The organism is Escherichia sp. KTE159, assembly GCF_000408805.1.
Classification (GTDB): domain Bacteria; phylum Pseudomonadota; class Gammaproteobacteria; order Enterobacterales; family Enterobacteriaceae; genus Escherichia; species Escherichia marmotae.
The window spans coordinates 3,480,406-3,506,426 of record NZ_KE137292.1; the positions used below are offsets into that span (position 1 = coordinate 3,480,406).

General features: G+C 51.0%; 21 protein-coding genes and 2 pseudogenes. 9 read left to right on the forward strand and 14 right to left on the reverse strand.

Going from position 1 to position 26,021, the window contains the following annotated elements; translation table 11 throughout:
• Positions 1-4 precede the first annotated feature (4 nt).
• The 5 genes from yiaO to araD are packed head-to-tail and all read left to right on the forward strand — an operon-like array spanning position 5 to position 4,692.
• The gene (gene yiaO / locus A31E_RS05250) at positions 5-991 is read left to right on the forward strand and encodes a 2,3-diketo-L-gulonate TRAP transporter substrate-binding protein YiaO (RefSeq protein WP_000776924.1); all 987 of its coding nucleotides are present in this window, start codon (positions 5-7) and stop codon (positions 989-991) included.
• A gap of 3 nt (positions 992-994) precedes the next feature.
• Positions 995-2,491 carry an FGGY-family carbohydrate kinase gene (locus A31E_RS05245; RefSeq protein ID WP_016249346.1) on the forward strand — a complete coding sequence of 499 codons (1,497 nt, stop codon included), beginning with the start codon at positions 995-997 and terminating at the stop codon, positions 2,489-2,491.
• Complete coding sequence (gene ulaD, locus A31E_RS05240; protein ID WP_001517334.1) at positions 2,488-3,150, forward strand: 3-keto-L-gulonate-6-phosphate decarboxylase UlaD; 663 nt, start codon at positions 2,488-2,490, stop codon at positions 3,148-3,150. The genes A31E_RS05245 and ulaD overlap by 4 nt, the downstream gene beginning before the upstream one ends.
• Positions 3,143-4,003 carry an L-ribulose-5-phosphate 3-epimerase gene (locus A31E_RS05235; RefSeq protein ID WP_016249347.1) on the forward strand — a complete coding sequence of 287 codons (861 nt, stop codon included), beginning with the start codon at positions 3,143-3,145 and terminating at the stop codon, positions 4,001-4,003. Before ulaD ends, A31E_RS05235 begins: the two co-directional genes overlap by 8 nt.
• Positions 3,997-4,692: an L-ribulose-5-phosphate 4-epimerase gene (araD, locus tag A31E_RS05230; protein WP_000893178.1), complete on the forward strand. Its 696-nt coding sequence runs from the start codon at positions 3,997-3,999 to the stop codon at positions 4,690-4,692. Before A31E_RS05235 ends, araD begins: the two co-directional genes overlap by 7 nt.
• A gap of 81 nt (positions 4,693-4,773) precedes the next feature.
• On the opposite strand, the gene A31E_RS05225 is transcribed toward araD, so the two are convergent.
• The 4 genes from A31E_RS05225 to fdhD all read right to left on the reverse strand — a co-directional run bounded on the left by A31E_RS05225 (position 4,774) and on the right by fdhD (position 11,483).
• Positions 4,774-5,829 carry a YiiG family protein gene (locus tag A31E_RS05225; protein WP_001517337.1) on the reverse strand — a complete coding sequence of 352 codons (1,056 nt, stop codon included), beginning with the start codon at positions 5,827-5,829 and terminating at the stop codon, positions 4,774-4,776.
• Positions 5,830-6,041: 212 nt separating this feature from the next.
• Complete coding sequence (locus A31E_RS05220) at positions 6,042-8,348, reverse strand: hypothetical protein (protein ID WP_016249348.1); 2,307 nt, start codon at positions 8,346-8,348, stop codon at positions 6,042-6,044.
• A gap of 1 nt (position 8,349) precedes the next feature.
• Complete coding sequence (locus A31E_RS05215) at positions 8,350-10,185, reverse strand: ATP-binding protein (RefSeq protein ID WP_001517339.1); 1,836 nt, start codon at positions 10,183-10,185, stop codon at positions 8,350-8,352.
• A gap of 461 nt (positions 10,186-10,646) precedes the next feature.
• Positions 10,647-11,483, reverse strand: coding sequence for a formate dehydrogenase accessory sulfurtransferase FdhD (fdhD, locus tag A31E_RS05210; RefSeq protein ID WP_016249349.1), 837 nt, complete (start codon positions 11,481-11,483; stop codon positions 10,647-10,649).
• 193 nt (positions 11,484-11,676) lie between these two features.
• Between fdhD and fdnG the strand changes: the two genes are divergently transcribed.
• The 4 genes from fdnG to fdhE all read left to right on the forward strand — a co-directional run bounded on the left by fdnG (position 11,677) and on the right by fdhE (position 17,321).
• Complete coding sequence (gene fdnG, locus A31E_RS05200; protein WP_077688246.1) at positions 11,677-14,733, forward strand: formate dehydrogenase-N subunit alpha; 3,057 nt, start codon at positions 11,677-11,679, stop codon at positions 14,731-14,733.
• A gap of 127 nt (positions 14,734-14,860) precedes the next feature.
• On the forward strand, positions 14,861-15,763 hold the full coding sequence (gene fdoH, locus A31E_RS05195; RefSeq protein WP_000331381.1) for a formate dehydrogenase O subunit beta: 903 nt from the start codon (positions 14,861-14,863) through the stop codon (positions 15,761-15,763).
• The gene (gene fdoI / locus A31E_RS05190; RefSeq protein ID WP_000829020.1) at positions 15,760-16,395 is read left to right on the forward strand and encodes a formate dehydrogenase cytochrome b556 subunit; all 636 of its coding nucleotides are present in this window, start codon (positions 15,760-15,762) and stop codon (positions 16,393-16,395) included. Before fdoH ends, fdoI begins: the two co-directional genes overlap by 4 nt.
• Positions 16,392-17,321 (forward strand): formate dehydrogenase accessory protein FdhE, encoded by a 930-nt coding sequence (gene fdhE / locus A31E_RS05185; RefSeq protein WP_000027717.1) that lies wholly within the window; start codon positions 16,392-16,394, stop codon positions 17,319-17,321. Before fdoI ends, fdhE begins: the two co-directional genes overlap by 4 nt.
• A 36-nt stretch (positions 17,322-17,357) precedes the next feature.
• Here fdhE and A31E_RS24690 read toward each other — a convergent pair.
• The 10 genes and pseudogenes from A31E_RS24690 to A31E_RS05140 all read right to left on the reverse strand — a co-directional run.
• Positions 17,358-17,486 (reverse strand): annotated as a pseudogene (locus tag A31E_RS24690) (PIN domain-containing protein); the annotation flags it as partial.
• A 21-nt stretch (positions 17,487-17,507) separates the two neighbouring features.
• Positions 17,508-17,727: pseudogene (locus tag A31E_RS05180) on the reverse strand (CopG family transcriptional regulator).
• 426 nt (positions 17,728-18,153) lie between these two features.
• Complete coding sequence (gene fabY, locus A31E_RS05175) at positions 18,154-19,095, reverse strand: fatty acid biosynthesis protein FabY (RefSeq protein ID WP_001517342.1); 942 nt, start codon at positions 19,093-19,095, stop codon at positions 18,154-18,156.
• Between the two features lie 44 nt (positions 19,096-19,139).
• Positions 19,140-19,577 (reverse strand): D-aminoacyl-tRNA deacylase, encoded by a 438-nt coding sequence (gene dtd, locus A31E_RS05170; RefSeq protein ID WP_000560983.1) that lies wholly within the window; start codon positions 19,575-19,577, stop codon positions 19,140-19,142.
• A complete protein-coding gene (locus A31E_RS05165; RefSeq protein ID WP_000920721.1) occupies positions 19,574-20,446 on the reverse strand; it encodes a virulence factor BrkB family protein in 873 nt (290 codons plus the stop codon). The genes dtd and A31E_RS05165 overlap by 4 nt, the downstream gene beginning before the upstream one ends.
• On the reverse strand, positions 20,440-21,039 hold the full coding sequence (gene yihX, locus A31E_RS05160) for a glucose-1-phosphatase (protein ID WP_000965690.1): 600 nt from the start codon (positions 21,037-21,039) through the stop codon (positions 20,440-20,442). The genes A31E_RS05165 and yihX overlap by 7 nt, the downstream gene beginning before the upstream one ends.
• Positions 21,040-21,179: 140 nt before the next feature.
• Positions 21,180-22,067 (reverse strand): aldose 1-epimerase, encoded by an 888-nt coding sequence (locus A31E_RS05155; protein WP_001517343.1) that lies wholly within the window; start codon positions 22,065-22,067, stop codon positions 21,180-21,182.
• Positions 22,057-23,406, reverse strand: coding sequence for an MFS transporter (locus A31E_RS05150; RefSeq protein WP_010376781.1), 1,350 nt, complete (start codon positions 23,404-23,406; stop codon positions 22,057-22,059). Before A31E_RS05150 ends, A31E_RS05155 begins: the two co-directional genes overlap by 11 nt.
• 101 nt (positions 23,407-23,507) lie before the next feature.
• Positions 23,508-24,941: an MFS transporter gene (locus tag A31E_RS05145; RefSeq protein ID WP_000078427.1), complete on the reverse strand. Its 1,434-nt coding sequence runs from the start codon at positions 24,939-24,941 to the stop codon at positions 23,508-23,510.
• A gap of 69 nt (positions 24,942-25,010) precedes the next feature.
• Positions 25,011-26,021 (reverse strand): zinc-dependent alcohol dehydrogenase, encoded by a 1,011-nt coding sequence (locus A31E_RS05140; protein ID WP_016249350.1) that lies wholly within the window; start codon positions 26,019-26,021, stop codon positions 25,011-25,013.

Sequence of the window (26,021 nt, forward strand, 5' to 3'; positions counted from 1 at the left end):
TATTATGAAATTACGTTCTGTAACCTACGCTTTATTAATTGCTGGAGTGGCTACATTCAGTACATCTTCTCTGGCGGCACAATCATTACGTTTCGGTTATGAAACATCACAAACCGATTCGCAACATATTGCGGCAAAAAAATTCAATGAATTATTGCAAGAGAAAACCAAAGGTGAGCTGAAATTAAAACTGTTCCCGGACAGTACCCTCGGCAATGCACAGGCGATGATCAGTGGTGTGCGCGGTGGCACCATTGATATGGAGATGTCCGGCTCGAATAACTTTGCGGGACTCTCACCCGTGATAAACCTGCTGGATGTACCTTTCCTGTTCCGCGATACCGCCCACGCGCATAAAACCCTCGATGGCAAAGTGGGCGACGAGTTGAAAGCCTCCCTCGAAGGCAAAGGACTGAAAGTACTGGCGTACTGGGAAAACGGCTGGCGTGATGTGACTAACTCTCGCGCGCCGGTAAAAACCCCTGCAGACCTGAAAGGACTGAAGATTCGCACCAACAACAGCCCGATGAATATCGCCGCATTTAAAGTGTTCGGTGCCAACCCAATCCCGATGCCATTTGCTGAAGTCTATACCGGCCTGGAAACTCGCACCATCGACGCGCAAGAGCATCCGATCAACGTCGTCTGGTCAGCAAAATTTTACGAAGTACAAAAGCACCTTTCTCTGACACATCACGCTTATTCACCGCTTCTGGTGGTGATCAACAAAGCGAAGTTTGATGGCTTAAGCCCGCAGATGCAGGAAGCTCTGGTCTCCTCCGCGCAAGAAGCGGGTAGCTACCAGCGCAAACTGGTTGCTGAAGATCAGCAAAAAATCATCGACGGTATGAAAGACGCCGGTGTAGAAGTCATCACCGATCTTGACCGCAAAGCCTTTAGCGACGCCCTGGGTACTCAGATCCGCGACATGTTTGTTAAAGATGTTCCGCAGGGTGCTGATCTGCTGAAAGCCGTGGATGAGGTGCAATAAACCATGACGCAATACTGGCTGGGGTTAGATTGTGGCGGTAGCTGGCTAAAAGCCGGACTGTATGACCGCGAAGGCCGGGAGGCGGGCGTGCAGCGCCTGCCGCTGTGCGCATTAAGCCCGCAGCCAGGTTGGGTAGAGCGCGATATGGCAGAACTGTGGCAATGCTGCACTTCCGTCATTCGCGATCTGCTTGCAAATACCGGTGTCAGTGGTGCTCAAATTGTCGGCATCGGCATTTCAGCACAAGGTAAGGGATTGTTTCTACTAGATAAAAACAACAACCCGCTCGGTAACGCCATTTTATCCTCTGACCGCCGGGCGATGGCAATCGTTCGTCGCTGGCAGGAAGAAGACGTACCGGAAAAGCTCTACCCACTGACCCGACAAACGCTGTGGACCGGGCATCCTGTGTCGCTGCTACGTTGGCTGAAAGAGCACGAACCAGAACGCTATGCACAAATTGGCTGCGTGATGATGACACATGACTACCTGCGCTGGTGTTTAACCGGCGTAAAAGGCTGCGAAGAGAGCAATATTTCGGAGTCCAATCTCTACAACATGAGCAGCGGGCAATATGACCCACGCCTCACCGACTGGCTGGGGATCAGTGAAATCAATCACGCCCTGCCGCCTGTTGTCGGTTCAGCCGAAATTTGCGGGGAAATCACCGCTCAGACAGCCGCATTGACCGGTCTGGAAGCGGGTACGCCCGTTGTCGGCGGTCTGTTTGATGTGGTTTCCACCGCGCTCTGCGCCGGGATCGACGACGAATTTACCCTCAACGCAGTGATGGGCACCTGGGCGGTGACCAGCGGTATTACATCAGGTCTGCGTGACGGCGAAGCGCATCCGTATGTCTATGGCCGCTACGTCAACGACGGTGAGTTCATCGTTCACGAAGCCAGCCCGACCTCCTCCGGCAATCTCGAATGGTTTACCGCGCAGTGGGGAGGAATCTCATTTGATGAAATCAACCAGGCCGTTGCCAGCTTGCCAAAAGCCGATGGCACTCTCTTTTTTCTGCCATTCCTGTACGGCAGCAACGCCGGACTCGAGATGACCAGCGGTTTCTACGGTATGCAGGCGATACACACCCGCGCACATCTGTTGCAGGCCATTTATGAAGGTGTGGTGTTCAGTCACATGACGCATCTCAACAGGATGCGTGAACGTTTTACCGATGTGCATACCCTTCGCGTCACTGGTGGCCCTGCGCATTCTGATGTCTGGATGCAAATGCTGGCAGATGTCAGCGGCTTACGCATTGAACTGCCGCAGGTAGAAGAAACCGGATGTTTTGGCGCGGCGCTTGCCGCCCGCGTCGGTACGGGGGTTTATCGCAATTTCAATGAAGCCCAGCGCAACTTGCAGCATCCGGTACGCACACTGCTACCGGACATGACCGCACATCAGCATTACCAACAAAAATATCAACGCTATCAACATTTAATTGCCGCAATTCAGGGCTATCACGTCCATATCAAGGAGCATCATTTATGAGCCAACCTTTTCTACAACTGGCCCTCGACCACTCATCGCTTGAAGCCGCACAGCGCGACGTGACGCTGTTAAAAGACAGCGTCGATATCGTCGAAGCGGGCACTATTCTCTGCTTAAACGAAGGGCTTGGCGCGGTGAGAGCCTTGCGTGAACAGTGCCCGAACAAAATCATCGTCGCTGACTGGAAAGTTGCCGACGCCGGTGAAACGCTCGCTCAACAGGCGTTTAGCGCGGGAGCCAACTGGATGACCATTATCTGCGCCGCACCGCTCGCCACGGTAGAAAAAGGCCATGCGATGGCGCAACGCTACGGCGGTGAAATTCAGATTGAACTATTCGGCAACTGGACGCTGGACGACGCCTGCGACTGGTATCGAATTGGCGTGCGACAAGCGATTTATCATCGTGGTCGCGACGCGCAGGCCAGCGGGCAGCAGTGGGGCGAGACCGATCTGGCACGTATGAAGGCACTTTCTGATATCGGCCTCGAACTTTCTATTACCGGCGGAATTACCCCTGCCGACCTGCCGCTATTTAAAGATATCCGCGTGAAGGCGTTTATTGCCGGGCGAGCGCTGACGGGCGCAGCAAATCCGACACAGGTTGCTGCCGATTTCCATGCGCAAATCGATACTATCTGGGGAGGCGCGCGTGCGTAATCATCCGTTAGGTATTTATGAAAAAGCACTGGCAAAAAATCTCTCCTGGCCAGAGCGGTTGGTGCTGACAAAAAGCTGCGGTTTTGATTTTGTCGAAATGTCGGTGGATGAAACTGATGAGCGTCTGGCGCGCCTTGACTGGAGCGCCGCACAAAGGGCTTCGCTGGCCACCGCGATGATCGAAACAGGCGTTGCCATTCCATCAATGTGCCTTTCTGCCCATCGCCGTTTTCCTTTTGGCAGCCGTGACGAGGCGGTACGCCAGCGGGCGCGGGAAATCATGAGTAAAGCGATTCGCCTGGCGCGCGATCTCGGCATTCGTACTATTCAACTGGCGGGTTACGACGTCTATTACGAAGACCATGACGAAGGCACGCAGCAACGTTTTGCTGAAGGGCTGGCGTGGGCGGTTGAACAGGCGGCGGCATCGCAAGTGATGCTGGCGGTGGAGATTATGGACACCGCGTTTATGAACTCCATCAGCAAGTGGAAAAAATGGGATGAAATGCTCGCCTCGCCGTGGTTCACCGTCTACCCGGACGTCGGCAACCTTAGCGCCTGGGGCAATGATGTTCCCGCTGAACTGAAATTGGGGATTGACCGTATCGCGGCTATTCACCTGAAAGACACTCAACCAGTCACAGAGCAAAGCCCTGGTCAGTTTCGTGATGTGCCGTTTGGCGAAGGCTGTGTCGATTTTGTTGGCATTTTCAAAACGCTGCATGAGCTGAACTATCGCGGATCATTTCTGATTGAGATGTGGACCGAAAAAGCCAACGAGCCGGTGCTGGAGATTATTCAGGCGCGGCGGTGGATTGAAGCGCGTATGCAGGAGGCCGGATTTATATGTTAGAGCAACTAAAAGCCGAAGTGTTGGCGGCGAACCTGGCGCTTCCCGCTCATCATCTGGTGACGTTCACCTGGGGCAATGTCAGCGCGGTAGACGAAACGCGACAATGGATGGTGATCAAGCCTTCCGGTGTCGAGTACGACGTGATGACCGCCGATGATATGGTGGTGATTGAAATAGCCAGCGGTAAGGTGGTGGAAGGCAGCAAAAAGCCCTCTTCCGACACGCCAACGCATCTGGCACTCTACCGTCGCTATGCAGAAATCAGCGGTATTGTGCATACCCACTCGCGCCACGCCACTATCTGGTCGCAGGCCGGGCTGGATCTCCCCGCCTGGGGCACCACGCACGCCGATTACTTCTATGGTGCCATCCCCTGCACGCGCCTGATGACCGCAGAGGAGATCAACGGCGAGTATGAATACCAGACCGGCGAAGTGATCATTGAAACTTTCGAAGAACGCGGCAGGAGTCCGGCACAAATCCCGGCGGTGCTGGTGCATTCTCACGGTCCGTTCGCCTGGGGTAAAAACGCTGCCGATGCGGTGCATAATGCCGTAGTACTGGAAGAATGCGCCTATATGGGCCTGTTCTCACGCCAACTCGCGCCGCAGCTTCCTGCCATGCAAAACGAACTGCTGGATAAACACTACCTGCGTAAGCATGGGGCCAATGCCTATTACGGACAATAATCTCTCACGCCGGGGCTTCATCGCCCCGGAACGATGAATTGATATGCTTCCGATTACATTGCGCACAAAAATCAGAAACGTTTAACGCAGGCGATTATAGTTACCGACCAGTTCATTATAAGCTTGTAATGATTTCGGATATGAGTCCTCGACCATCCAGCTTGTGTTTGCGTCCTGAAGTTTCTTTTTATCCCAGTCAGAATACGGGACTTTATCTCTGATACGACGAACATATTTTTTAGATGCAATTTGATATCGGTCTGCTGCCCCTGTGAAGAGAGAATTCATACTGTCTTTACTCACTTCTTTGGCTTGCGCCACCAGCGTTTCAAGTTCAGCCACTTTCTTCATTGCCGCTTCTGCATCAAACTTCTCTTGCGATATCAGGTTATTAATTTGTTTCGCTGAAATCATGGCAGCCAGAGAGTAGTAGTGGAATGTTTTGCCTTCTCTTTGTTCAATATTTTTCAGTTCTACAAGCTGACGCTTATCATTAATTTCCTGAATTGCCGCATGATAAGATTCTGCTACAGGTTCAAAGGCTTCAAGATTTTTTAAGAATGTCTGGTGCAGCGTTTTCCCTTTGGCAAACGCATCGTCTTTATAATTTTCCTGGGTGTAATATTTATCCATTTCATTAATAGTATTCCCCAGCGCGACTGCGGTATTAATATAATTCAACGCTACGCCATCAATAGGTTGCAGCTCAGGCGTTAACGCCACAACACTTTTCACGCCTTTTTCGCACTCAGAAAGACTGGATTCACTAATGCCGTAGATGCCATAAACATGACTCTCTTTGCCCGTTGGTCCCTGTTTAAAATCTTTCAGCCAGTCGGCATAACGCGCCAGACTGCGCTGTACCGGGATCTGTAACTTGTTGTAGCACTTGATATAGATATCCATTTTTTCGTCGAAAACCGCTTGTTCATCGACCACCGGTTGCGCAGGTGTTTCAGGTTTAGCTTCTGCTTTTGCAACGGGGGCTTCTGTAGGTTTCGCTTCAGGAGCAGGTGCGGCAGGTTGACTATTGGCGGGCGGGGGAGTTTCTGTTTCGGCTTTTTTATCATCACAGCCAGTGATACCGAGGGCCATTATGGCGGCTATAATAGCGGAAGATAATAAATTCCTTTTCATTTAATTGCCTTATAAATAGATAAATAAGAGAGTGAATATAATAAAGGAAAAAAGAAAGCGTCACTACACGCGTTTTGTTTATAAATAAATAGATACAATTCACAAAATGAATAAGCTCTGCAATTTAATATATAAATCGCAGAACTTAATTTAATTAACAGTTCAGCCGTTGCGGAGGGGGAGTTTCCTGCTCCCCATTATTTAAGCCCCGATTACATCCCATAACGTTCAGAAATAGCAGCATGCTTCTCTTCATTCGCACCGGCTTCTTTGGCAAGACGCCACCAGCACAACGGATGTTCCCAGTCAGCGGTCAATTCACTCAGGCTCTTATCGATATCACCTTTAGAAACTGAACGCGGTGCACTGATGACAAAGTAGAACGCAGACAGCGGCTGTGCATCTTCTCCCTGATGACTGTCCGTTAACGTATAGTCATCATTACTGTTGCTCCAGTAGTACCAGTTTCGTTCACGGAGCGCCTCACGGAAGGTATTAAACTGTTCTTCACCAGGCATAACACCTTCGCAGAACCAGGACTCGCCGTACCCGGTCGGGATAATGGTTTGCAGGCACCCATAGAGCGGAGTGAAATTCTTCTGCTCTTCTTCGTCTTCTGGTCGGGTATTCAACATTTCCGCATCGAAAACGACAATTTCATCAACATGTTGCGGGAAATCGGTCCGGTAAGTCGGCTCTATAATCCTTGCCGTTACCGGCCCAATCCGCTGGGCATAGTAATAGCGGTATTCGAAGTTTTCCCGGAAACGGATGTTCAATACCCCCCATTTTTCGTCGATAAAACCTTCGCCTTCCGTAAGTTCTATTTCCAGCTCGGCTGCAATAACACGCACCAGATCCCATTGTTGTAAGATGCTGGCGGTCGCCATGATATCCCACTGGAGATTGCGAATATCTTCTTCACGGCTAATCAAAAGCTGCTGTAATTGCTGTAAATAATCCAGTTGCCGATCCCAGGCATCCTGTTTTTGCGCCGCCCAGGAGCACATACGATAAACGCCTGGCCACTCGCGCCCTTTTGCGTTTTCCAGCAATTGTTGACCAATTGTCTCCAGTTCACTCCAGTCTTCCTGTTGGTTGATCACTCGCGCGCGGAACCACAGCGCCATATGTAGCAGCCCCGCCTGTTCATACAGCTTCGCCAGGTGCTCAATGGTTTGCTGATCGCCACGGTTAAGCAACAAATCCAGCAGGTCGAAACAGAGACCGTTATCTTCCTCAATATGACTTTCAACGTAACATTGCAAAAGTTCGATCGACTCATTGATCGCATTACAGGCGTTTAATGCATTGACCAGTTTGCCCAGCAATTCAGCATCATCTGGCGTGTTCAGGTAAGCACGGCGGAATACCTCTACGTCTTTTTCTGGGTCTGGCTGCGTTTCTTCATCGCTATTTTCAGATGCTTCCACTATCGGGCGAGCAAGCAACTCCGCCTCTTTGGCGGCGATTTTTTCGCTGAGTTCGAGAAATTCACGATCGACACCTAATAACGCGCGTAATTTCGGCATGTGCCGCTGGGCCAGTTTCATCGCCATTTTAGCAACCCAGACAGATTCACGTTCCAGCGCGAGGGTGATTTGCAGTTTTGCCAGCTCAACCACTTTGCGGTGCGCCCCAGCCTGCGAACGATGCTCCAGCATTTGTTGGATAATGCGCGCCAGTTGCCAGTGGTTTCTCTGCGGATGGCGAGGAAGCAGTACGGTAATAATCTTTACCCACATGCCCCATGAATAGGGAGTCAGATCTGACCAACGCGGCAATTCCTTCCAGACTTCTTCGTCCTGTCCGCATAACGCCATGATGTACAGTTTTTTCAACTGATAACTGATACGGTCGCGTCCCCAGTAATCATTTTCTTCTGCCAGTTCATCAATCAATTTGCGTGCTTCATCGTAACGCTGAAGGGCAACCAAAATATCGGCACGGGTCGCCAGCAGCGCTTCTAAATATTCACTCCCCGCTGCGTTTACCGCGTCGATTTGCCTGTCGATATAAACCAACGCCTCTTCTGTTTTGTTGGAGTCCACCAGTGCGCTGGCATATTCGCAGGATAAACACATAAAACAGCTCCAGGTCGGATCAATGCGCGCGATGGTCTCTTCACATACCGCCATGCGTTCATTAGCCCAGCCTGGGGCATCTATATTCTCGTAGCAGGCGGATAAATCCTGCGTAACGCAGATAGATTGCGGGCAATCTTTCGCCTCTTCCCGATGTGCTTTTTCAAACAGCGCCACCACATCAGGCAGCACTTTTTCGCCTTCTTCGTGGTTAGTCAGACGATGGCGCATTTCCCAGTGTCCGATAAATATTTCCAGCCACGGATTTTTTGCCACCTGATTAAGTGCTTTCATTTCCGGTAATAATGAATCGCACTTTTCCATTTGCAGATGCAAAACACCTTCTGAAAAATCATCAATAAGTTGCGGAATATATTCTTGCCCGGCATCGCGCAACTCCTGACTATATTTATTGTACCACTCCCATGTATCCATTTTATTTTCCTTGATTAATTAAAACAGGAATAACCTGAGTAAAATCTTCCAGTGCCTGGTGTAAATCCCACTGCTGCTCTTTATTACCGCTGGAACACAAAATCACTTTTAGCGATTTTAATAACCGTAATGCCGCCGCTGGTTGCTGTTGATGTTGTAATGCTGTCACCAGTTGCATGACGCAGGGATTATTAAGGTTGATATACAGACTTGATGTTTTGGTCTTTTGAATTTGCGAGGTAAATTGCCGCGCCAGCATTAACGCCGCGGTGCTGATGCGCTTATCGGCATCATCCTGCTCAAGAATTTGTTTTAATTCCGCTTCCCGGTCTGGCGTGACGACTAACGGTAAAACGGCCGGTTCGAAGCGGGAAATAATTAATTGCTCACCATCGCAGAGCTGCTCTTCCAGATACGCAACCTGCTCTTCGGGCAACTCCGCCAGGCTGAACAACTGCTCATTACCCGTTTGCGTACCGACTTCGATAATCCGGCAGTGATATAACAGCGCCCAACGGCGTAAAAATGGCACCACGGCATAGCGATCGCCACGCGCAACGGGTCGTTGCAGAATGTGGAACAACATCTCTTCAAAACCGCCGTCGCGGCTTAACAGAATATGAATGCTGTTATTGATGCGTAAATCTTTCGCCAGCAACGCTCCTTTTGAGGTTGGCACCTGCAAACGGTCTTTCAGCAAATCAAACAGACGATCATCACACAATGCCGCACCCAGTAACGCCTCGTTATGGCGCATTAATACCCGTCGCCATATTTCTGGCTGGTTTTGTGCGAGATCGGACAAACCAGAGATCAGCGACTCTTTTAACGCCTCCTGCACCGCAACCCAGGTTTCATCTCGCTGAAGATCTTCCCGGCTCGCCGTCGGCGTCAGTTTCGATGATTCAATCACACCGCCAATAAAACCGGCCCAGGGCGGTAACAGCTCACGCGCTTCGTCATCGAGTAACATGCCGCGCAAAAACAACGACAGGTTGCGGTTATCGCTGGTGCCGTAAGTTGCACCATCCTGAATCCATAAAATCCCGACGGCATCGCTCATCCCCGCCGGTACTACCGGAATGGTACAAATCGGTTCGAAGGAGGATTCAAACTGGGCGGCAAAGGCGAGATTTTTACGCTGCACCAACGCGCGGTGCATGGTTACGCCTTCGGGGGCAACTTCACGCCACGGCGGCTGGAGTTTATTCACCGGCTCGCTGGCATCGCCCACATAGACCGGCTCGTGCAGCAATATGCAGTAGCGGGAAAGAACGCGGTTCAGCAAATTGTTACTCGCCAGATGGCTGTACTCTTCTTTGAGCGTCAGAATGACCTGCGTACCCGGAGCCGAGTTTTGATGCGGGGTAACGGTGTATTTTTGCCCGTCGGTAGAGTGGTATTTCCAGCTCTGATCCGGCGTTTGCCAGGATGTGGTCAACACCGTGACCTCTTTTGCCAGCACAAAGGCCGACAAAAAGCCGAGGCCGAACATGCCAATGAGTCCCGTATCGTCATCCTGCTGGCGTAACATTCGGGTATAACCCACACCAACCGTTGCCAGAAAGCCATGAATTTCACTTTCCGTCAGGCCTGCGCCGGTATCGCTAATGGTGATGGTGGACTTCGCCACGTCAGCTACCACACGGATTAGATTGTCCTTTGGTGCATCAGGTTGCTCAATCCTGCGACGCACAATTGCATCATGCCCGTTCTGCACCAGTTCGCGCACGGCAACCACAGGTGTGGAGTAAAGATGCTTGCTGAGCACCTCAATTAAGCCGTTTAAATTAACTTCTGTTGAATATGAACTGCCTGGTAACTGTAATGTACTCATTTTTCAATACTCATAATCCATCACCCACTATTGAAAATACATTGAGGTTGACAACAAACACGAAATTGCCTGATGCGCTGCGCTTATCAGGCCTACGGAATTCATTAAATCTGTACGATTTACAGGTCGGATGAGGCGTTTTCGCCGCATCCGACAAAAATATTTTGCATTTTGTCAGTAATACTTATTGCTGTTTTTAATGCTGGAATAAAATTGTTGTTTCCCTTTACTCATTAGTTACACGTTTTTATTTATTGATACGATGATTAGTTCAAAACGTCCATATAAATAATATCATTAATTCATCACGTAACGTGAGAGAAGTATATCTTTAACCGCCGGAGTTAACGAGGATATTTACTACAAATAAACAGTAATTATATTTAAATGCTGAATAATATGTTGAGGATTATTTAATAAAAAAATAAAACCGCAACCCGTAATCAGAATTGCGGTATTTTTTAATGATGAATTAAACGCTGAGGATGGGTATAAACCGTTGCCCTGCCTGGCTTACAAAAGCCCACTAATGTCAGGTTACAACGCTTAGCAACTTCCACCGCCAGCGTTGTCGCGGCAGACACCGCAAACAAAATCTCTACGCCGCACATCGCTGACTTTTGTACCATTTCATAACTGGCACGACTGGAAACCAGCACCGCACCTTGCAGCCAGCTTTCGCCTTCCCGCGCCCGGCGACCCAGCAGTTTATCCAACGCTACATGGCGACCCACGTCTTCATGTCCGCCCACCAGTTCACCAGAAGGCAGCATCCAGGCAGCGGCGTGCGTACAACCAGTCAATTGCCCCACGGGCTGGAAGTCATTGAGATGACGTAATGCGTCATCCAGTTTGTTGAGATCAAAGGTCTGGGTGAACGGCAGTGGCTGCACCGGTTTACCAATGTCATTAAGTTGCTCTACGCCACAGACACCACAGCCCGTGCGCCCGGCCAGCGCCCGGCGGCGCTCTTTCAGCCCCATAAAGCGGCGGCTGGAAAGCTCGATTTGCACTTCAAGACCGTTACAGGAAGGAACAACGTCCATACCGAAGATATCACGCGGGTTTTCGATAATTCCTTCTGAAAGCGAAAAACCGAGCGCAAAGAGCTCAAGGTCTTTTGGCGAGGCCATCATCACCACATGCGAAATACCGTTGTAGACCAACGCAACGGGAACTTCTTCCGCGACTTCATCAAGCCGGGAATGTTGTAAATCATCACGCCGCCATAACTCAATTTGACGCATCCCTGTGATATTTGTCACATTTTCGATTTCTTTTTGCTGTGTTTTTTTCACTTTCTCTTAACCAGATAAGAACACACACACCAAGATTATGGTATTCTGTTACAAACCCTTCCTGGATGGAGGGAAATTGAGCCAATTCTGGACCTTTGCGGCCTCTTCCGCAAAGAAAAATAACTCCCACTCCCTGCACGCGCAGCAAGCGAATGTAAATGGGACGTGACAATGTCGAAACAAGGAGCAATCCATGCAGGTCAGCAGAAGGCAGTTCTTTAAGATCTGCGCTGGCGGTATGGCAGGCACCACGGCAGCGGCACTGGGTTTTGCACCCAGCGTAGCACTCGCGGAGACAAGGCAGTATAAACTGCTGCGCACCCGCGAAACCCGTAATACCTGCACCTATTGTTCTGTTGGTTGTGGGCTGCTGATGTACAGCCTCGGTGACGGAGCAAAAAACGCCAAAGCATCTATCTTCCATATCGAAGGTGACCCGGATCACCCGGTCAACCGCGGTGCGCTTTGTCCGAAAGGCGCTGGCCTGGTGGATTTCATCCACTCCGAAAGCCGTCTGAAGTTCCCGGAATACCGTGCACCTGGTTCTGATAAATGGCAGCAAATCAGTTGGGAAGAGGCGTTTGATCGCATCGCCAAACTGATGAAAGAAGACCGCGATGCTAACTACATTGCGCAAAACGCCGAAGGCGTGACTGTTAACCGCTGGCTCTCCACCGGGATGCTGTGTGCTTCCGCGTCGAGTAACGAAACCGGCTATTTAACGCAAAAATTCTCGCGCGCGCTGGGTATGCTCGCGGTCGACAACCAGGCGCGTGTCTGACACGGACCAACGGTAGCAAGTCTTGCTCCAACATTTGGTCGCGGTGCGATGACCAACCACTGGGTCGACATCAAGAACGCCAACCTTGTCGTGGTGATGGGCGGTAATGCCGCTGAAGCTCACCCGGTCGGATTCCGCTGGGCGATGGAAGCCAAAATTCACAACGGCGCGAAGCTGATTGTGATCGATCCTCGCTTTACGCGTACGGCAGCGGTGGCTGACTACTATGCCCCTATTCGTTCCGGTACTGACATTGCTTTCCTGTCAGGCGTATTGCTGTACCTGCTGAACAATGAAAAATTCAACCGCGAATACACCGAAGCCTATACCAACGCCAGCCTGATCGTGCGTGAGGATTACGGCTTTGAAGATGGCCTGTTCACCGGCTACGACGCGGAAAAACGCAAGTACGATAAGTCTAGCTGGACTTATGAACTGGACGAAAACGGCTTTGCCAAACGCGATACCACGTTGCAACACCCACGTTGCGTATGGAACCTGCTGAAACAGCACGTTTCCCGTTATACGCCAGATGTGGTTGAAAACATTTGTGGTACGCCAAAAGACGCGTTCCTGAAAGTCTGCGAATACATCGCAGAAACCAGTGCTCACGATAAAACCGCCTCGTTCCTCTACGCGCTCGGCTGGACGCAACACTCCGTTGGTGCACAGAACATCCGCACGATGGCGATGATCCAGTTGCTGCTCGGCAATATGGGGATGGCAGGCGGTGGCGTTAACGCCCTGCGCGGTCACTCCAACATTCAGGGGCTGACGGATCTGGGGCTGCTGTCGCAGAGCCTGCCGGGTTACATGACGCTACCGAGCGAGAAGCAAACCGATTTGCAAACCTACCTCGCCGCCAGCACGCCGAAACCGCTGCTGGAAGGTCAGGTCAACTACTGGAGCAACTACCCGAAATTCTTCGTCTCGATGATGAAAGCATTCTTTGGCGATAAAGCAACGGCGGAAAATAGCTGGGGCTTTGACTGGTTGCCGAAGTGGGATAAAGGTTACGACGTCCTGCAATACTTCGAGATGATGAAAGAGGGCAAGGTCAATGGCTATATCTGCCAGGGCTTTAACCCGGTTGCCTCATTCCCGAACAAAAACAAAGTGATCGGTTGTCTGTCGAAACTGAAGTTCCTCGTGACCATCGACCCGCTGAACACTGAAACCTCTAACTTCTGGCAGAACCACGGTGAGCTGAACGAAGTCGATTCTTCGAAGATCCAGACCGAAGTGTTCCGTCTGCCATCGACCTGCTTCGCGGAAGAAAACGGTTCTATCGTTAACTCCGGTCGCTGGTTGCAGTGGCACTGGAAAGGCGCGGATGCCCCGGGGATTGCGCTGACTGATGGCGAAATCCTTTCCGGTATCTTCCTGCGCTTGCGCAAGATGTATGCCGAACAGGGCGGCGCTAATCCGGATCAGGTGCTGAACATGACCTGGAACTACGCCATTCCGCATGAGCCATCTTCAGAAGAAGTGGCGATGGAGAGCAACGGTAAGGCGCTGGCCGATATTACCGACCCGGCAACCGGAGCGGTCATTGTTAAAAAAGGCCAACAACTTAGCTCGTTTGCCCAACTGCGTGATGACGGAACAACCTCCTGTGGCTGCTGGATTTTCGCCGGTAGCTGGACGCCGGAAGGCAACCAGATGGCGCGTCGTGATAACGCCGATCCGTCTGGCCTCGGTAACACGTTGGGCTGGGCATGGGCATGGCCGCTTAACCGCCGCATTCTGTATAACCGCGCCTCCGCAGACCCGCAGGGTAACCCGTGGGATCCGAAGCGTCAGTTGCTGAAATGGGACGGCACCAAGTGGACCGGCTGGGATATTCCAGACTACAGCGCAGCGCCTCCGGGCAGCGGCGTCGGGCCGTTTATCATGCAGCAGGAAGGCATGGGTCGTCTGTTTGCCCTCGATAAAATGGCGGAGGGTCCGTTCCCGGAACACTACGAGCCGTTTGAAACGCCGCTGGGGACTAACCCGCTGCATCCAAACGTTATCTCAAACCCGGCTGCGCGTATCTTTAAAGATGACGCTGAAGCATTAGGTAAAGCTGATAAGTTCCCGTATGTCGGAACCACCTATCGTCTGACCGAGCATTTCCACTACTGGACTAAACACGCGCTGTTGAACGCGATTTTGCAGCCAGAGCAGTTTGTGGAAATCGGTGAGTCGCTGGCGAACAAACTTGGCATTGCCCAGGGCGATACCGTGAAAGTCTCCTCCAACCGCGGCTATATCAAAGCCAAAGCAGTGGTGACCAAACGTATTCGCACGCTGAAAGCGAACGGCAAAGATATCGATACCATCGGTATTCCGATTCACTGGGGCTATGAAGGCGTAGCGAAAAAAGGCTTTATTGCCAATACGTTGACGCCATTCGTCGGTGATGCGAACACGCAGACGCCGGAGTTTAAATCCTTCCTCGTGAATGTGGAAAAGGTGGATACCTAATAGATTTCAGATTGCAGGGAGCTGGCAACGCCATGAAGACCGGGAGCATAGAAACACTATGTGACCGGGATGAATAAGGAAGCCAGCGAACCTGCAAGCTGAAAGATGAAGGGTACGGAGACGAAATATGGCTTACCAATCTCAAGATATCATTCGTCGTTCCGCGACTAACGGTCTGACCCCCGCCCCTCAGGCGCGGGATTTCCAGGAAGAAGTGGCGAAACTCATCGACGTCACCACCTGTATCGGCTGTAAAGCCTGTCAGGTGGCGTGTTCAGAGTGGAACGACATTCGCGATACCGTCGGCAATAACATTGGGGTGTATGACAACCCTAATGATTTAAGCGCCAAATCGTGGACGGTGATGCGCTTCTCGGAAGTGGAGCAAAACGACAAACTGGAATGGCTGATCCGCAAAGACGGCTGTATGCACTGTTCCGATCCAGGCTGCCTGAAAGCGTGCCCGGCGGAAGGGGCAATTATTCAGTATGCCAACGGTATCGTCGACTTCCAGTCCGAGCAGTGCATTGGCTGCGGTTATTGTATCGCGGGCTGTCCATTCGATATTCCTCGCCTCAATCCGGAAGACAACCGCGTCTACAAATGCACGCTGTGCGTAGACCGTGTAGTGGTTGGGCAAGAACCGGCCTGCGTGAAGACCTGCCCGACAGGCGCGATTCACTTCGGTACGAAAGAGTCGATGAAAACGCTGGCGAGCGAGCGCGTGGCTGAGCTGAAAACCCGCGGTTACGACAATGCGGGTCTGTACGATCCGGCTGGCGTCGGTGGTACACACGTGATGTATGTGTTGCACCATGCTGACAAGCCGAATCTGTATCATGGCTTGCCGGAAAATCCGGAAATCAGCCAAACCGTAAAATTCTGGAAAGGCATCTGGAAACCGCTCGCGGCTGTTGGCTTTGCGGCTACCTTTGCGGCCAGTATCTTCCACTACGTGGGTGTCGGTCCGAACCGTGCGGATGAGGAAGAGAATAATCTGCACGAAGAGAAAGACGAGGAGCGCAAATGAAACGACGTGACACCATCGTGCGCTACACCGCACCGGAACGTATCAACCACTGGATCACAGCCTTCTGCTTCATCCTGGCGGCGGTAAGCGGGATGGGATTTTTGTTCCCCTCTTTCAACTGGTTGATGCAAATCATGGGCACGCCGCAACTGGCGCGAATTCTGCACCCGTTTGTTGGCGTGGTTATGTTTGCCTCGTTCATCATCATGTTTTTCCGTTACTGGCATCACAACCTAATCAATCGGGATGATATCTTTTGGGCGAAGAATATTCGTAAGATCGTCGTCAACGAGGAAGTAGGTGACACCGGGCGTTATAACTTCGGTCAGAAATGCGTTTTCTGGGCGGCAATTATTTTCCTGGTCCTGCTGCTGGTGAGCGGTGTGATTATCTGGCGTCCTTATTTTGCGCCTGCTTTCTCAATCCCGGTGATCCGATTCGCGTTAATGCTGCATTCATTTGCCGCAGTGGCGTTAATTGTGGTTATCATGGTGCATATCTACGCCGCCCTTTGGGTGAAAGGCACGATTACCGCCATGGTGGAAGGATGGGTTACCAGCGCATGGGCGAAGAAACACCATCCACGCTGGTATCGTGAAGTCCGCAAGACAACGGAAAAGAAAGCTGAATGAGTATTCGCATAATCCCGCAAGATGAGCTGGGTTCGAGCGAGAAACGTACGGCGGATATGATTCCGCCGTTATTGTTCCCTCGGCTCAAAAATTTATACAACCGCCGCGCCGAGCGTCTGCGCGAGCTGGCAGAAAATAATCCGCTGGGTGATTACCTGCGCTTTGCTGCGCTTATCGCCCACGCCCAGGAAGTGGTGCTGTACGACCATCCGCTGGAGATGGATCTGACCACACGCATAAAAGAAGCAAGCGCACAGGGCAAGCCACCGCTGGATATTCACGTACTGCCGCGTGATAAGCACTGGCAAAAACTGCTGATGGCGCTGATTGCTGAACTGAAACCTGAAATGAGCGGTCCGGCGCTGGCTGTGATTGAGAATCTGGAGAAGGCATCGACCCAGGAACTGGAAGATATGGCCAACGCGCTGTTTACCTCTGATTTCTCGTCAGTCAGCAGTGATAAAGCGCCGTTTATCTGGGCCGCGTTGTCGCTCTATTGGGCACAGATGGCTAATCTGATCCCTGGCAAAGCCCGTGCAGAATATGGCGAACAACGTCAGTACTGCCCGGTTTGTGGTTCGATGCCGGTTTCCAGCATGGTGCAAATCGGCACGACTCAGGGCCTGCGTTATCTGCACTGCAACCTGTGCGAAACCGAATGGCACGTGGTGCGCGTAAAATGCAGCAACTGCGAACAGAGCGGCAAACTGCACTACTGGTCGCTGGATGACGAACAGGCTGCAATTAAAGCCGAAAGCTGTGATGACTGCGGCACTTACCTGAAGATTCTTTATCAGGAAAAAGATCCAAAAGTTGAAGCTGTGGCGGATGACCTCGCCTCTCTGGTACTGGACGCGCGAATGGAGCAAGAAGGCTACGCCCGCAGTTCCATCAACCCGTTCCTGTTCCCGGGTGAAGGGGAGTAATCTCTGACGTTTTCCGGGGGGCACAGGTCGCCCGGATTACAGTTCATAGGGTGTGACAACACCTGCTATTCCCGCAAAATCTCTCGTATTTCGCGTTACCAGTTCGCAGCCATAAATCTGTGCCGTTGCCAGAATAATGGCATCTGGCTTTTTGATTTTATATTCAAGAATGAAAAAGTCTTTTTGTCATTCCTCATGCACCTTACACGGATTCTTCAACACCTGGCGCCTCCCCCTTTTGCCTGCCTCCCTTTGCCTTACGTACCGGAAATTGCTGCCGCTCCAGATATTGCTCCACCGCTTCGCGTAAAATTGCAGATCGTGAAACTTTACGCCAGCCCCTGAGTTTGTTCAGTCTTTTAATTGCCTCTTCTGACAAATGAAGAAAAACCGTATTCATCGCCATCGTTACCACCTAACATATACTGTTAATTAATGTATGAAACTTACACTGGAAAATTAATTAACGAAAGCTGGTTTCCGCATGTGGTTTTGTTTTTGCGAGACACTTTCCAGAAACAATGCAACAGTTACAGTTATTTTAATTATTATTAAAAAATCGTTTAGCATCGCCCATGATTGTTTATTTCTCTTAATTAGGTCGGATCGCATCCACAGAAAAGCGACAACAAATAATAAGGACGAGTTATGGTGCTATGAATATATTATATTCAAGGATATTTGTTTTTTGACTGGGTCTTCATTTACATCATCAGGATAGTGTACCCGAAAAAGTCAGCGTATTTACCGCATCAGGCTTAAGATAAAATTTATCGCCCATCGCAGACCGGTCAGTGCCGCCACCAACCGGTATTTAATTAAAACGGCCGCCCTACTCTTCTTCGTTCCCGCCCTCTTCATACGGGCCAAATGGCTTCGCGGGCAGAACGATATATGTGCCTTCAAACACCGCGCCTGGCGTATCGTCGCCAAAGATTTCGACCTGCATTTGCACCCGCGCTTTACGCCCGCGCGCCAGACGGTCGAGATCGCCGCTTAACGCACCGAGGTCGGCCACCGCATGAGGTTTGCCGCTAATCGGCTTGCTGTAGCGGATATGCGCATCGGCAAGAATAATCGTTCCGCCGAGGTGGCGTTCGCGCAGCATCAGCCAGATAAGCCCCCAACCGGTGAGCGTTGCCAGAGAGAATAAACTCCCGGCAAACAACGTGTGGTGCGGATTCTGATTGCCGGTTTCCGGCATGGTGGTGATAAATTTTTGCCCGGTATATTGCTGAATGCGCACGCCCATTTTTTCGCTTAACGGGATGTGTTCATACCACGCCTGCTGGAGCTGGGCGCACCAGTCGCCGCGATGCAAAATGTCATCCAGAGTAGCGACGGGTTTAATCATCAGAAAATGGCGAATCGGCGTGGTGGTTGGGGTGGTGATCTCCCCCTGATTCACAAACCCCAGCTTAGCGAAAAACTCCACCGCGTCTTCACGGGCGCTACAGGTCACGCGCTTAACGCCTTCCTGACGCGCTACCGACTCCAGGGTCATCGCCATCAGCGTGCCCAGGCCTTTGTCCTGCACGTCGGGATGAACGGCCATAAAGCGAATGGAGGCTTCATTGTCGGCATTAATATACAGTCGGCCTACCGCTACCAGATTACCCTGCTCGTCGACGACCATCTGGTGATGCGCCATCGCATCCCACGCGTCGCGTTCCGAACCTTTTGGTTGATGCAGGGGCTTACGCAACATCTCCCAGCGGAATTGATAGTAGCGCTCTAATTCTTCTTCTGTTTGTGGAACCCGAAGGTGATACATAGCGATACTCTCTCTTGTTTCCCGTGACACACCTGGAAGCTGGCTCATACCTGCAACCAGAATGTCACGGGGCCATCATTGACCAGCGATACCTGCATATCGGCAGCGAAGCGTCCTGTTTGCGTGTTCATTTCCTGCTGACGGCAGCGTTCGACGAAATAGTCATATAACGCCTCTGCGCGATCCGGTGAAGCGCCTTTGGAGAAACTTGGGCGCATCCCCCGTTCGGTATCTGCGGCAAGGGTAAACTGGGAAACCACCAGTACACTGCCGCCCGCCTGTTGCACGTTGAGATTCATCTTGCCTTCGGCATCGCTAAAGATGCGGTAGCCGAGCACACGCTCGCACAGACGGTTTGCTTTCTGTTCGTCGTCATCCTTTTCGACACCCAATAACACCAAAAGTCCCGCGCCAATTTCGCCCGTCACTTCTCCCTCCACGGTGACGCTGGCTCGGGTTACGCGTTGAATTAATGCAATCATGGTTCGTCGTCTTCTTCTTGTTCAGCAGCTTGTTTAAGTTTGCGGTATTCCCCGAGAGTGACAGTAATTTCTGCACCAAGCAAGACGATACACCATGTCCAGTAGACCCAGACAAAGAGGATGGGGATCACCGCCAGCACACCGTAAATGAGCTGATATGACGGGAACATGGTGATATAAAGCGCGAAACCTTTCTTTCCTGCTTCGAACAGGAGTGCGGCGACAAACGCGCCGACAATCGCGTCGCGGTTAGGTACGCGAATGGTAGGAACAATGCTGTACAGCAGCCAGAAGGAGATCCACGACAACAACAGCGGAAAAATACGCAGCACATTGTCGATGACAGTATTGAGATCGCTCGCCCAGCGCAGGGAGAGTAGATAGGAGCTGATCGCCAGACTGGCCCCCGCCAGCAGCGGCCCCAGCGTCAGGATCATCCAGTACACAGCAAACGAATAAATTTTGGGGCGTACCCGTTTACTGCGCCAGATGGCATTCAGCGCGCTATCGATGGAGTACATCAACAATAATGCCGTGACGATCAGACCACACGCCCCGACGGCGGTCATCTTGTTGGAGTTGGCAACAAACTGTTCGATATATTGCTGGATAACATCGCCTGTGGCAGGAAGAAAGTTGGCGAAGATAAAATGACGCAACTGAATGCTGACGTCAGAAAACATGGGAAACGCGGCGAAAAGTGCAAAAACAACGGCAACCAGCGGCACTAATGAGAGCAATGACACGTAGGCAAGGTTACCTGCCAGGGTTGTCATGTTGTCCTCATTAATGCGTTGCCAGAGTAGTTTCAGCCAGGCCCATAGCGGACGGGTACGATGCCTGGCTTTTTCATGGATGGTTTTTAGCATAACACCTTCGCGAAATAGTCCGGGATGGTGGTTTTATCTTTCACCAGAATGCTGGTAATACCTAGCTGATTAGCTCCTTCTATATTATCGGCGTTATCGTCGAAAAAGACCGTCTCGTCTGGTGAAAAACCTTCTGCCCGCAAAACATGCTGGTAAATTCGCGCTTCCGGTTTGCGCATACCTAAATCTTGCGACAAGTAGATATGGTCGGCAGCGCTACGGATTTCCGGGTATTCCTCTGGCCAAAAGGTAGTATGCAGGCGGTTAGTATTGGAAAGCACCACCACGCGATGCCCCTGCTCACGCAGTTTATGCATAATGGCGATCACTTCCGGGCGTAGCGCGACAAACACCGCCTGCCAGCCGTGGGAGAACTGTTCGTAACTTAACGGTAAGGCCATCTCATGACACAGCGCCTCAGCGAACTCTTCATCACTAATTTCCCCGCGCTCATGCTGATGAAACGCCTCACCCATATGAAAACTCTTCTTAAGCGACGCCAGCGGAATACGCGTTAAATCGCTCCAGGTTCCCAGCACACGGTTAAAGTCGATATCGACAATCACATTACCTAAATCAAAGATATAGAGCATTTTTGCCTCCTTTCACACCACAGGAAATTAACTGTAGCGGGAAAGGATGGGTTTGGCTATGTGGCAATAAGGGTAATCTTGTGACGCTGATTGCGAAAAAGCAGAGTAATTTCACTGACTTTTTCGCATTAGATGAATGGTTAAGATTCAGGCGTAAATTGCCAACGGGTTTCGATGACCAGCGGCTTATCTGGTGTCACAAATTCCGGCGTTAGATTTATTGCGTTAGGTGCCTGAGTAAGCGGGTTAACACAGGTGGCATCAGGCTGTTTATCAAATACAACCAGACTGTTTGCTGAAGAAGTCATGGTCATCGCGAGTTTACCTGGCCACAGTAACTTAACCTTTAACCCGTCATAAAAACCAAAACAGTCATCCCAGGGGCCGACTTGAGGAGAGATGCGATTTCCTGTTGGCAGTTCATCACTACCCGCTTCTTCTTGCCAGTCCGCATCAAAAAGCACCTGCAACGACGCTGTACTTTGCGGAGCCAGCTTTTTCGCAAACCACGGATGCCAGCCCGCAGAGGCCGGGAATGTATCGGCATGTGAATGGATTTCCAGTTGTAAAACCAGCGCATCGTTCTCCAGCAAAAAAGTCTGAATCACTTCCCCTTGCCATGGCCACGGTGAAGCCAGAGGCATACGTAAAGTCAGGGAATCTGTTGTTTTGGCGATAATTTCCCATGTTGAATAGCACGCCATACCATGTAACGCATGTGGTGGTTTATTGGCGGGTAAAGAATAACATTGCCCACCAGCATTCAGCGTCGCGTTCCCCAATCGCCCTGCCCACGGCACCATTGGGAAACAGCCGTACTGAAAAGCTCTGCGTTGCGGCTGCCATTGGCGTAATACTTCACAACCAAATGCCTGTAATGAGGTGATCCTGGCACCATCATGCGGATAAATCTGCAGGCGAATACTGCCTTTTTCCAGCGTCACAGACTCTCCCACAGGCCCAGGCCAGGGCGCGTCAAACGCCTGTTGTAGCGCCAGATAATGCTCGTTATTCCGTTCAGTTTTCATGAGATTGTTCCCTGATGTAGCGGTAAGAAGCGGTTTCTTGTTCATCGGTCGGCTCAATCAGCCAGACGCAAACAAAGGAAAGAACTGAGACAGCAAATAAAAACAGAGCGACATACCACGGTTTTCCCCCTCCCAGCGCCAGCAAACTTGAGGCGATAAGGGGGCTTAGTCCGCCAAGTATTGCGGAAAATTGATAGGCAAAAGAAAGACCGGTATATCGTACTTTGGTGCCGAACATGCGGGTGAAAAGTGTCGGCTGCACGGCAAACATCATCGTCGGGCCTAAGTTATAGCCGAGGATCATACTGCACCAGATGATGAGCGTACTTTTACTATCCAGTAATAAGAAGAAAGGAAACGCGAACAGGACACAAAATCCCGCACCTGACAAATACAGACATTTTTGACCTATACGGTCTGATAACCACCCGACCAACGGACAACTGAAAATACCGATCGCCGAGGCAATCAACATGCCCGTCAGAGGAATATCTCGCGATAATGCTAATTGGCTGGAAATATAAACGATACCAAAGGCGTTAATAATATTGGAGGAGACACTCTCTGCCAGCCTCGCGCCCAGCGCTAATAAAATATTTCGCGGATGTTTTTTGAATAATTCAATCAACGGAGGAACGGACTTTTCTTTATTATTCGTCGTTTTTTGCTTTTGAAAATCCAGTGTCTCCTCAGTATGCAGGCGGATAAATAACCCAACGATCAACATCACCGCAGAAAGCCAGAACGGAATACGCCATCCCCAGGAGAGAAACTGTTCCTGAGTCAGTAAATGGTTACAGAGCGCAAAAATACCGGTTGCCAGCATAATCCCCACTGATGCAGCCGTTTGTGGGAGCGAACCTAAAAAACCGCGCCGGGATTCGGGCGCAGATTCAATGGTCATCAATGCCGCTCCGCCATACTCGCCACCAAGACCAAAGCCCTGAATTAAGCGCAGCGCCATTAATATGAGCGGTGCCCAGATCCCAATTTCCTGATACGTCGGAATAAAACCAATCAAAAATGTGGAGCAACCGACAATAGCCAGTGTCCAGATAAGCGTTATTTTTCGCCCAATTTTATCGCCAAAATGGCCAAAGACGATGCCACCTAAGGGACGAGTCAAAAAACCGACACCAAAGGTAGCAAAGGCGGCTATAAGACCTATAAAAGGATCGCTGTTCGGGAAAAAAAGCGGAGCAAATACCAGCCCTGCTGCCGTGCCAAAAATAAAGAAGTCATACCATTCCATCAACGCGCCCGCGAAACTGCCCATTACGACACGTCTCATGGCTTTACCGGAAAGTCCTTCTTGCGGTGTAGGTAACGTTTCAGACATCATTTTCCTCTCCTGGTCGGCGAGAAATTGGGGAATAACCCACTACAAAGTGGGCAGTCTGATAAATACGCGCATCGACCTGATGCCGATACGCGTTATGTTTATTTGTTCAATTCCGCCAGAACTTCCGCGTCTTCGGCATCCACATTCGCCCCCAACGGTTCCCAATTAATCAATACGCAGGTCAGGAATCCCAGGAATGGCACAATTGCCAACCAGTAAAACGCTTCAGTTTTCAACGCACCCCACAGCATCGGCCAGAAAATAAGCCCGGCAATCGCACCGGTGCGCATAATCGCACGGGCAAATCCCACCCCAGTAGGGCGAATAGCAGGAGGATATGAGAGTGTGGCAATGGTCATGCCCAACCCACCAGGCCCCGCTGAATGGAAGAAAATAATTGATCCCAACAACCCTAAAGACAGCCAGGGATTAGTCGTCGCCAGTGCGCCTAACGACAGCAATGCTAAGGTCACAACGGCAAATCCATACATGGACTGTCGGCGGGTGCCTAATCGTTGGAGAATAAACGAGCCGATCATCCCGCCGGTTACCCCACAAAGGGCATTCACGACGGCAGAACCCGTCAACGCGCCAGTAAGCCCGCCACTTATTATTCCCGCCAGGGTAAGAGGAAGATAAACACCTACAGCGTTATATTGCCACGCCTGCATGGTTGCCACGACACAGCCGAGGATGGTGCGTTTGCGGTAACGATCATTAAATAAGATGCCATATCCACCTCTGTATTTATTCTCTACCTTTTCCGCAGATCTGGCTTCTGCTGTACCCGGTGTCGCAACACGAGCCTGAACACCGTAACGTTTTCCCAGGATGTCGCACGCTTCCTGGTAACGCCCGACGCGTGCGGCCCACATTGCGGATTCACCGATAAAGACGTAACGCAAAATCATGAAGATGACTGCGAAAATAGCCCCGATGAATATTCCGTAACGCCACAACTGTTCTTCAGCAATACCAGACAGAAGCAGAGGCAAAAGCACCAGATAGACAACGGTAGTTGAAACATACCAGGCCATTTGCCAGAGATTGACCGACGTTCCGGTTTTCTTCGACGTTGAACCACGAAGCTCTGCCACGGCATTGGTTGCCAAAGGGAAGTCGATGCCTAAGCCAAAGCCCATGATGACGCGACACACCAGCACCCACCAGATACTGGGCGCAATAGCCACCGCAGCAGCACCGATGGTGCATAACCCCATGCCAATAATAAATGCTCGCTTTTGCCCAAAGCGGTTGATGACCCGATTCGCTAATAAACCACCTATTAATGCGGCGATTAATACTGAAGCATTAACGGTTGCGGCAAGCCCAGGAGAAATACCAAATTGAGCGGCAATATATTTATTACCAAACCCCACCATCGCCGCCTGATAGGCATCAATCAATATGCCGCCCAAAGCAATAAAAATAACGCCGATACTGGTGTTGATCGCAGAGTTCTTATTAACAATATCAATTACGTCCTGTGGACGACTAATTGAATAAATTGCAGGACTGGTGATTTGACTCATCGCAGTGTCCTTTTTAATTGTTGTAGGGTGGCGCTGACGTAGCGCAGCGCCAGACAGAGATTTAGAAAATCATTCCGGCGCAAATTGCAGCATGACTTTTATGGAGTCATTTTGCTGCGCGCGTTCGAATGCTGCCGCTGCGTCATCAATGGCAAATAAATCAGTAACCAGCTCACTGGTATCAAACCGCCCATCCGCCAGCCATTCGATAACGGCATCGAAATCTTCAGGGATGTACATGCCAGAGTTGAGCAAGTCACGCTCGAAACGTTGCATCATCGGTAGTGGTATTTCACGCGGCCCACTCGGTACGCCCATACACACAATGGTGCCTCCGGCATACACACGGGTACAGGCATCATTAAGCGTGGCCTGCGCTGCAACGACATCAATCGCTCCCGTAAATCGCACATCTGCGGCCAGTTCTCCCGGTGCCCAAACCTCTGCAGCACCCAATTTTAACGCCAGTGCACGTTTGGCCGCGTCAGGTTCAATCACGGTAATCTTTCCTGCCCCCATAATGCGCAGTGCCTGCACAATGGATAAGCCAATTGTTCCAGCACCAATCACCAGTACGCTCTCCAGAGAAGCCTTCGGCATTCGGTTAACACAGTGACGAGCACACGCTGCCGGTTCGGCAAAGGCCAACACTTTTAGCGGTAAAGAGGCTGGTGCGACATGGCAATTACGCGCAGGAACAATGTGCTGTGAGCGAGCAAAGCCCGGCGCGCGAAAACCGGCAACCTGCGGTGGTTCACAAAGATTAAAACGCCCTGCTTTGCAGGCCCGGCATTCCATGCAAGCCATGATGGGATCGACAACCACATGATCGCCCGGCTGTACATGTTTGACGTCGCTACCCACTTCCGTAACACGCGCTGCAATTTCATGACCGGGAACGACTGGCGGTTTGGCAAACGGATGACCGCCTTTCAAAACATGCAGATCCGATCCGCATATCCCGTAGAACACAGGCGCAATCCGTACTTCGTGCGATTTAAGTTGCTGGTGTGGTACTTCAACATATTGAGTGGTGACTTTCCCAATATCTGAAAATAAAACCTGGGTAATTTTATCCAT

What these genes read in the sequence shown, in the direction of transcription:
- yiaO (WP_000776924.1), top strand. Translation starts at nt 5, where the DNA reads ATGAAATTACGTTCTGTAACCTACGCTTTATTAATTGCTGGAGTGGCT.
- A31E_RS05245 (WP_016249346.1), top strand. Translation starts at nt 995, where the DNA reads ATGACGCAATACTGGCTGGGGTTAGATTGTGGCGGTAGCTGGCTAAAA.
- ulaD (WP_001517334.1), top strand. Translation starts at nt 2,488, where the DNA reads ATGAGCCAACCTTTTCTACAACTGGCCCTCGACCACTCATCGCTTGAA.
- araD (WP_000893178.1), top strand. Translation starts at nt 3,997, where the DNA reads ATGTTAGAGCAACTAAAAGCCGAAGTGTTGGCGGCGAACCTGGCGCTT.
- A31E_RS05225 (WP_001517337.1), bottom strand. Translation starts at nt 5,829, where the DNA reads ATGAAAAGGAATTTATTATCTTCCGCTATTATAGCCGCCATAATGGCC.
- A31E_RS05220 (WP_016249348.1), bottom strand. Translation starts at nt 8,348, where the DNA reads ATGGATACATGGGAGTGGTACAATAAATATAGTCAGGAGTTGCGCGAT.
- A31E_RS05215 (WP_001517339.1), bottom strand. Translation starts at nt 10,185, where the DNA reads ATGAGTACATTACAGTTACCAGGCAGTTCATATTCAACAGAAGTTAAT.
- fdoH (WP_000331381.1), top strand. Translation starts at nt 14,861, where the DNA reads ATGGCTTACCAATCTCAAGATATCATTCGTCGTTCCGCGACTAACGGT.
- fdoI (WP_000829020.1), top strand. Translation starts at nt 15,760, where the DNA reads ATGAAACGACGTGACACCATCGTGCGCTACACCGCACCGGAACGTATC.
- fdhE (WP_000027717.1), top strand. Translation starts at nt 16,392, where the DNA reads ATGAGTATTCGCATAATCCCGCAAGATGAGCTGGGTTCGAGCGAGAAA.
- fabY (WP_001517342.1), bottom strand. Translation starts at nt 19,095, where the DNA reads ATGTATCACCTTCGGGTTCCACAAACAGAAGAAGAATTAGAGCGCTAC.
- dtd (WP_000560983.1), bottom strand. Translation starts at nt 19,577, where the DNA reads ATGATTGCATTAATTCAACGCGTAACCCGAGCCAGCGTCACCGTGGAG.
- A31E_RS05165 (WP_000920721.1), bottom strand. Translation starts at nt 20,446, where the DNA reads ATGCTAAAAACCATCCATGAAAAAGCCAGGCATCGTACCCGTCCGCTA.
- yihX (WP_000965690.1), bottom strand. Translation starts at nt 21,039, where the DNA reads ATGCTCTATATCTTTGATTTAGGTAATGTGATTGTCGATATCGACTTT.
- A31E_RS05155 (WP_001517343.1), bottom strand. Translation starts at nt 22,067, where the DNA reads ATGAAAACTGAACGGAATAACGAGCATTATCTGGCGCTACAACAGGCG.
- A31E_RS05150 (WP_010376781.1), bottom strand. Translation starts at nt 23,406, where the DNA reads ATGTCTGAAACGTTACCTACACCGCAAGAAGGACTTTCCGGTAAAGCC.
- A31E_RS05145 (WP_000078427.1), bottom strand. Translation starts at nt 24,941, where the DNA reads ATGAGTCAAATCACCAGTCCTGCAATTTATTCAATTAGTCGTCCACAG.
- A31E_RS05140 (WP_016249350.1), bottom strand. Translation starts at nt 26,021, where the DNA reads ATGGATAAAATTACCCAGGTTTTATTTTCAGATATTGGGAAAGTCACC.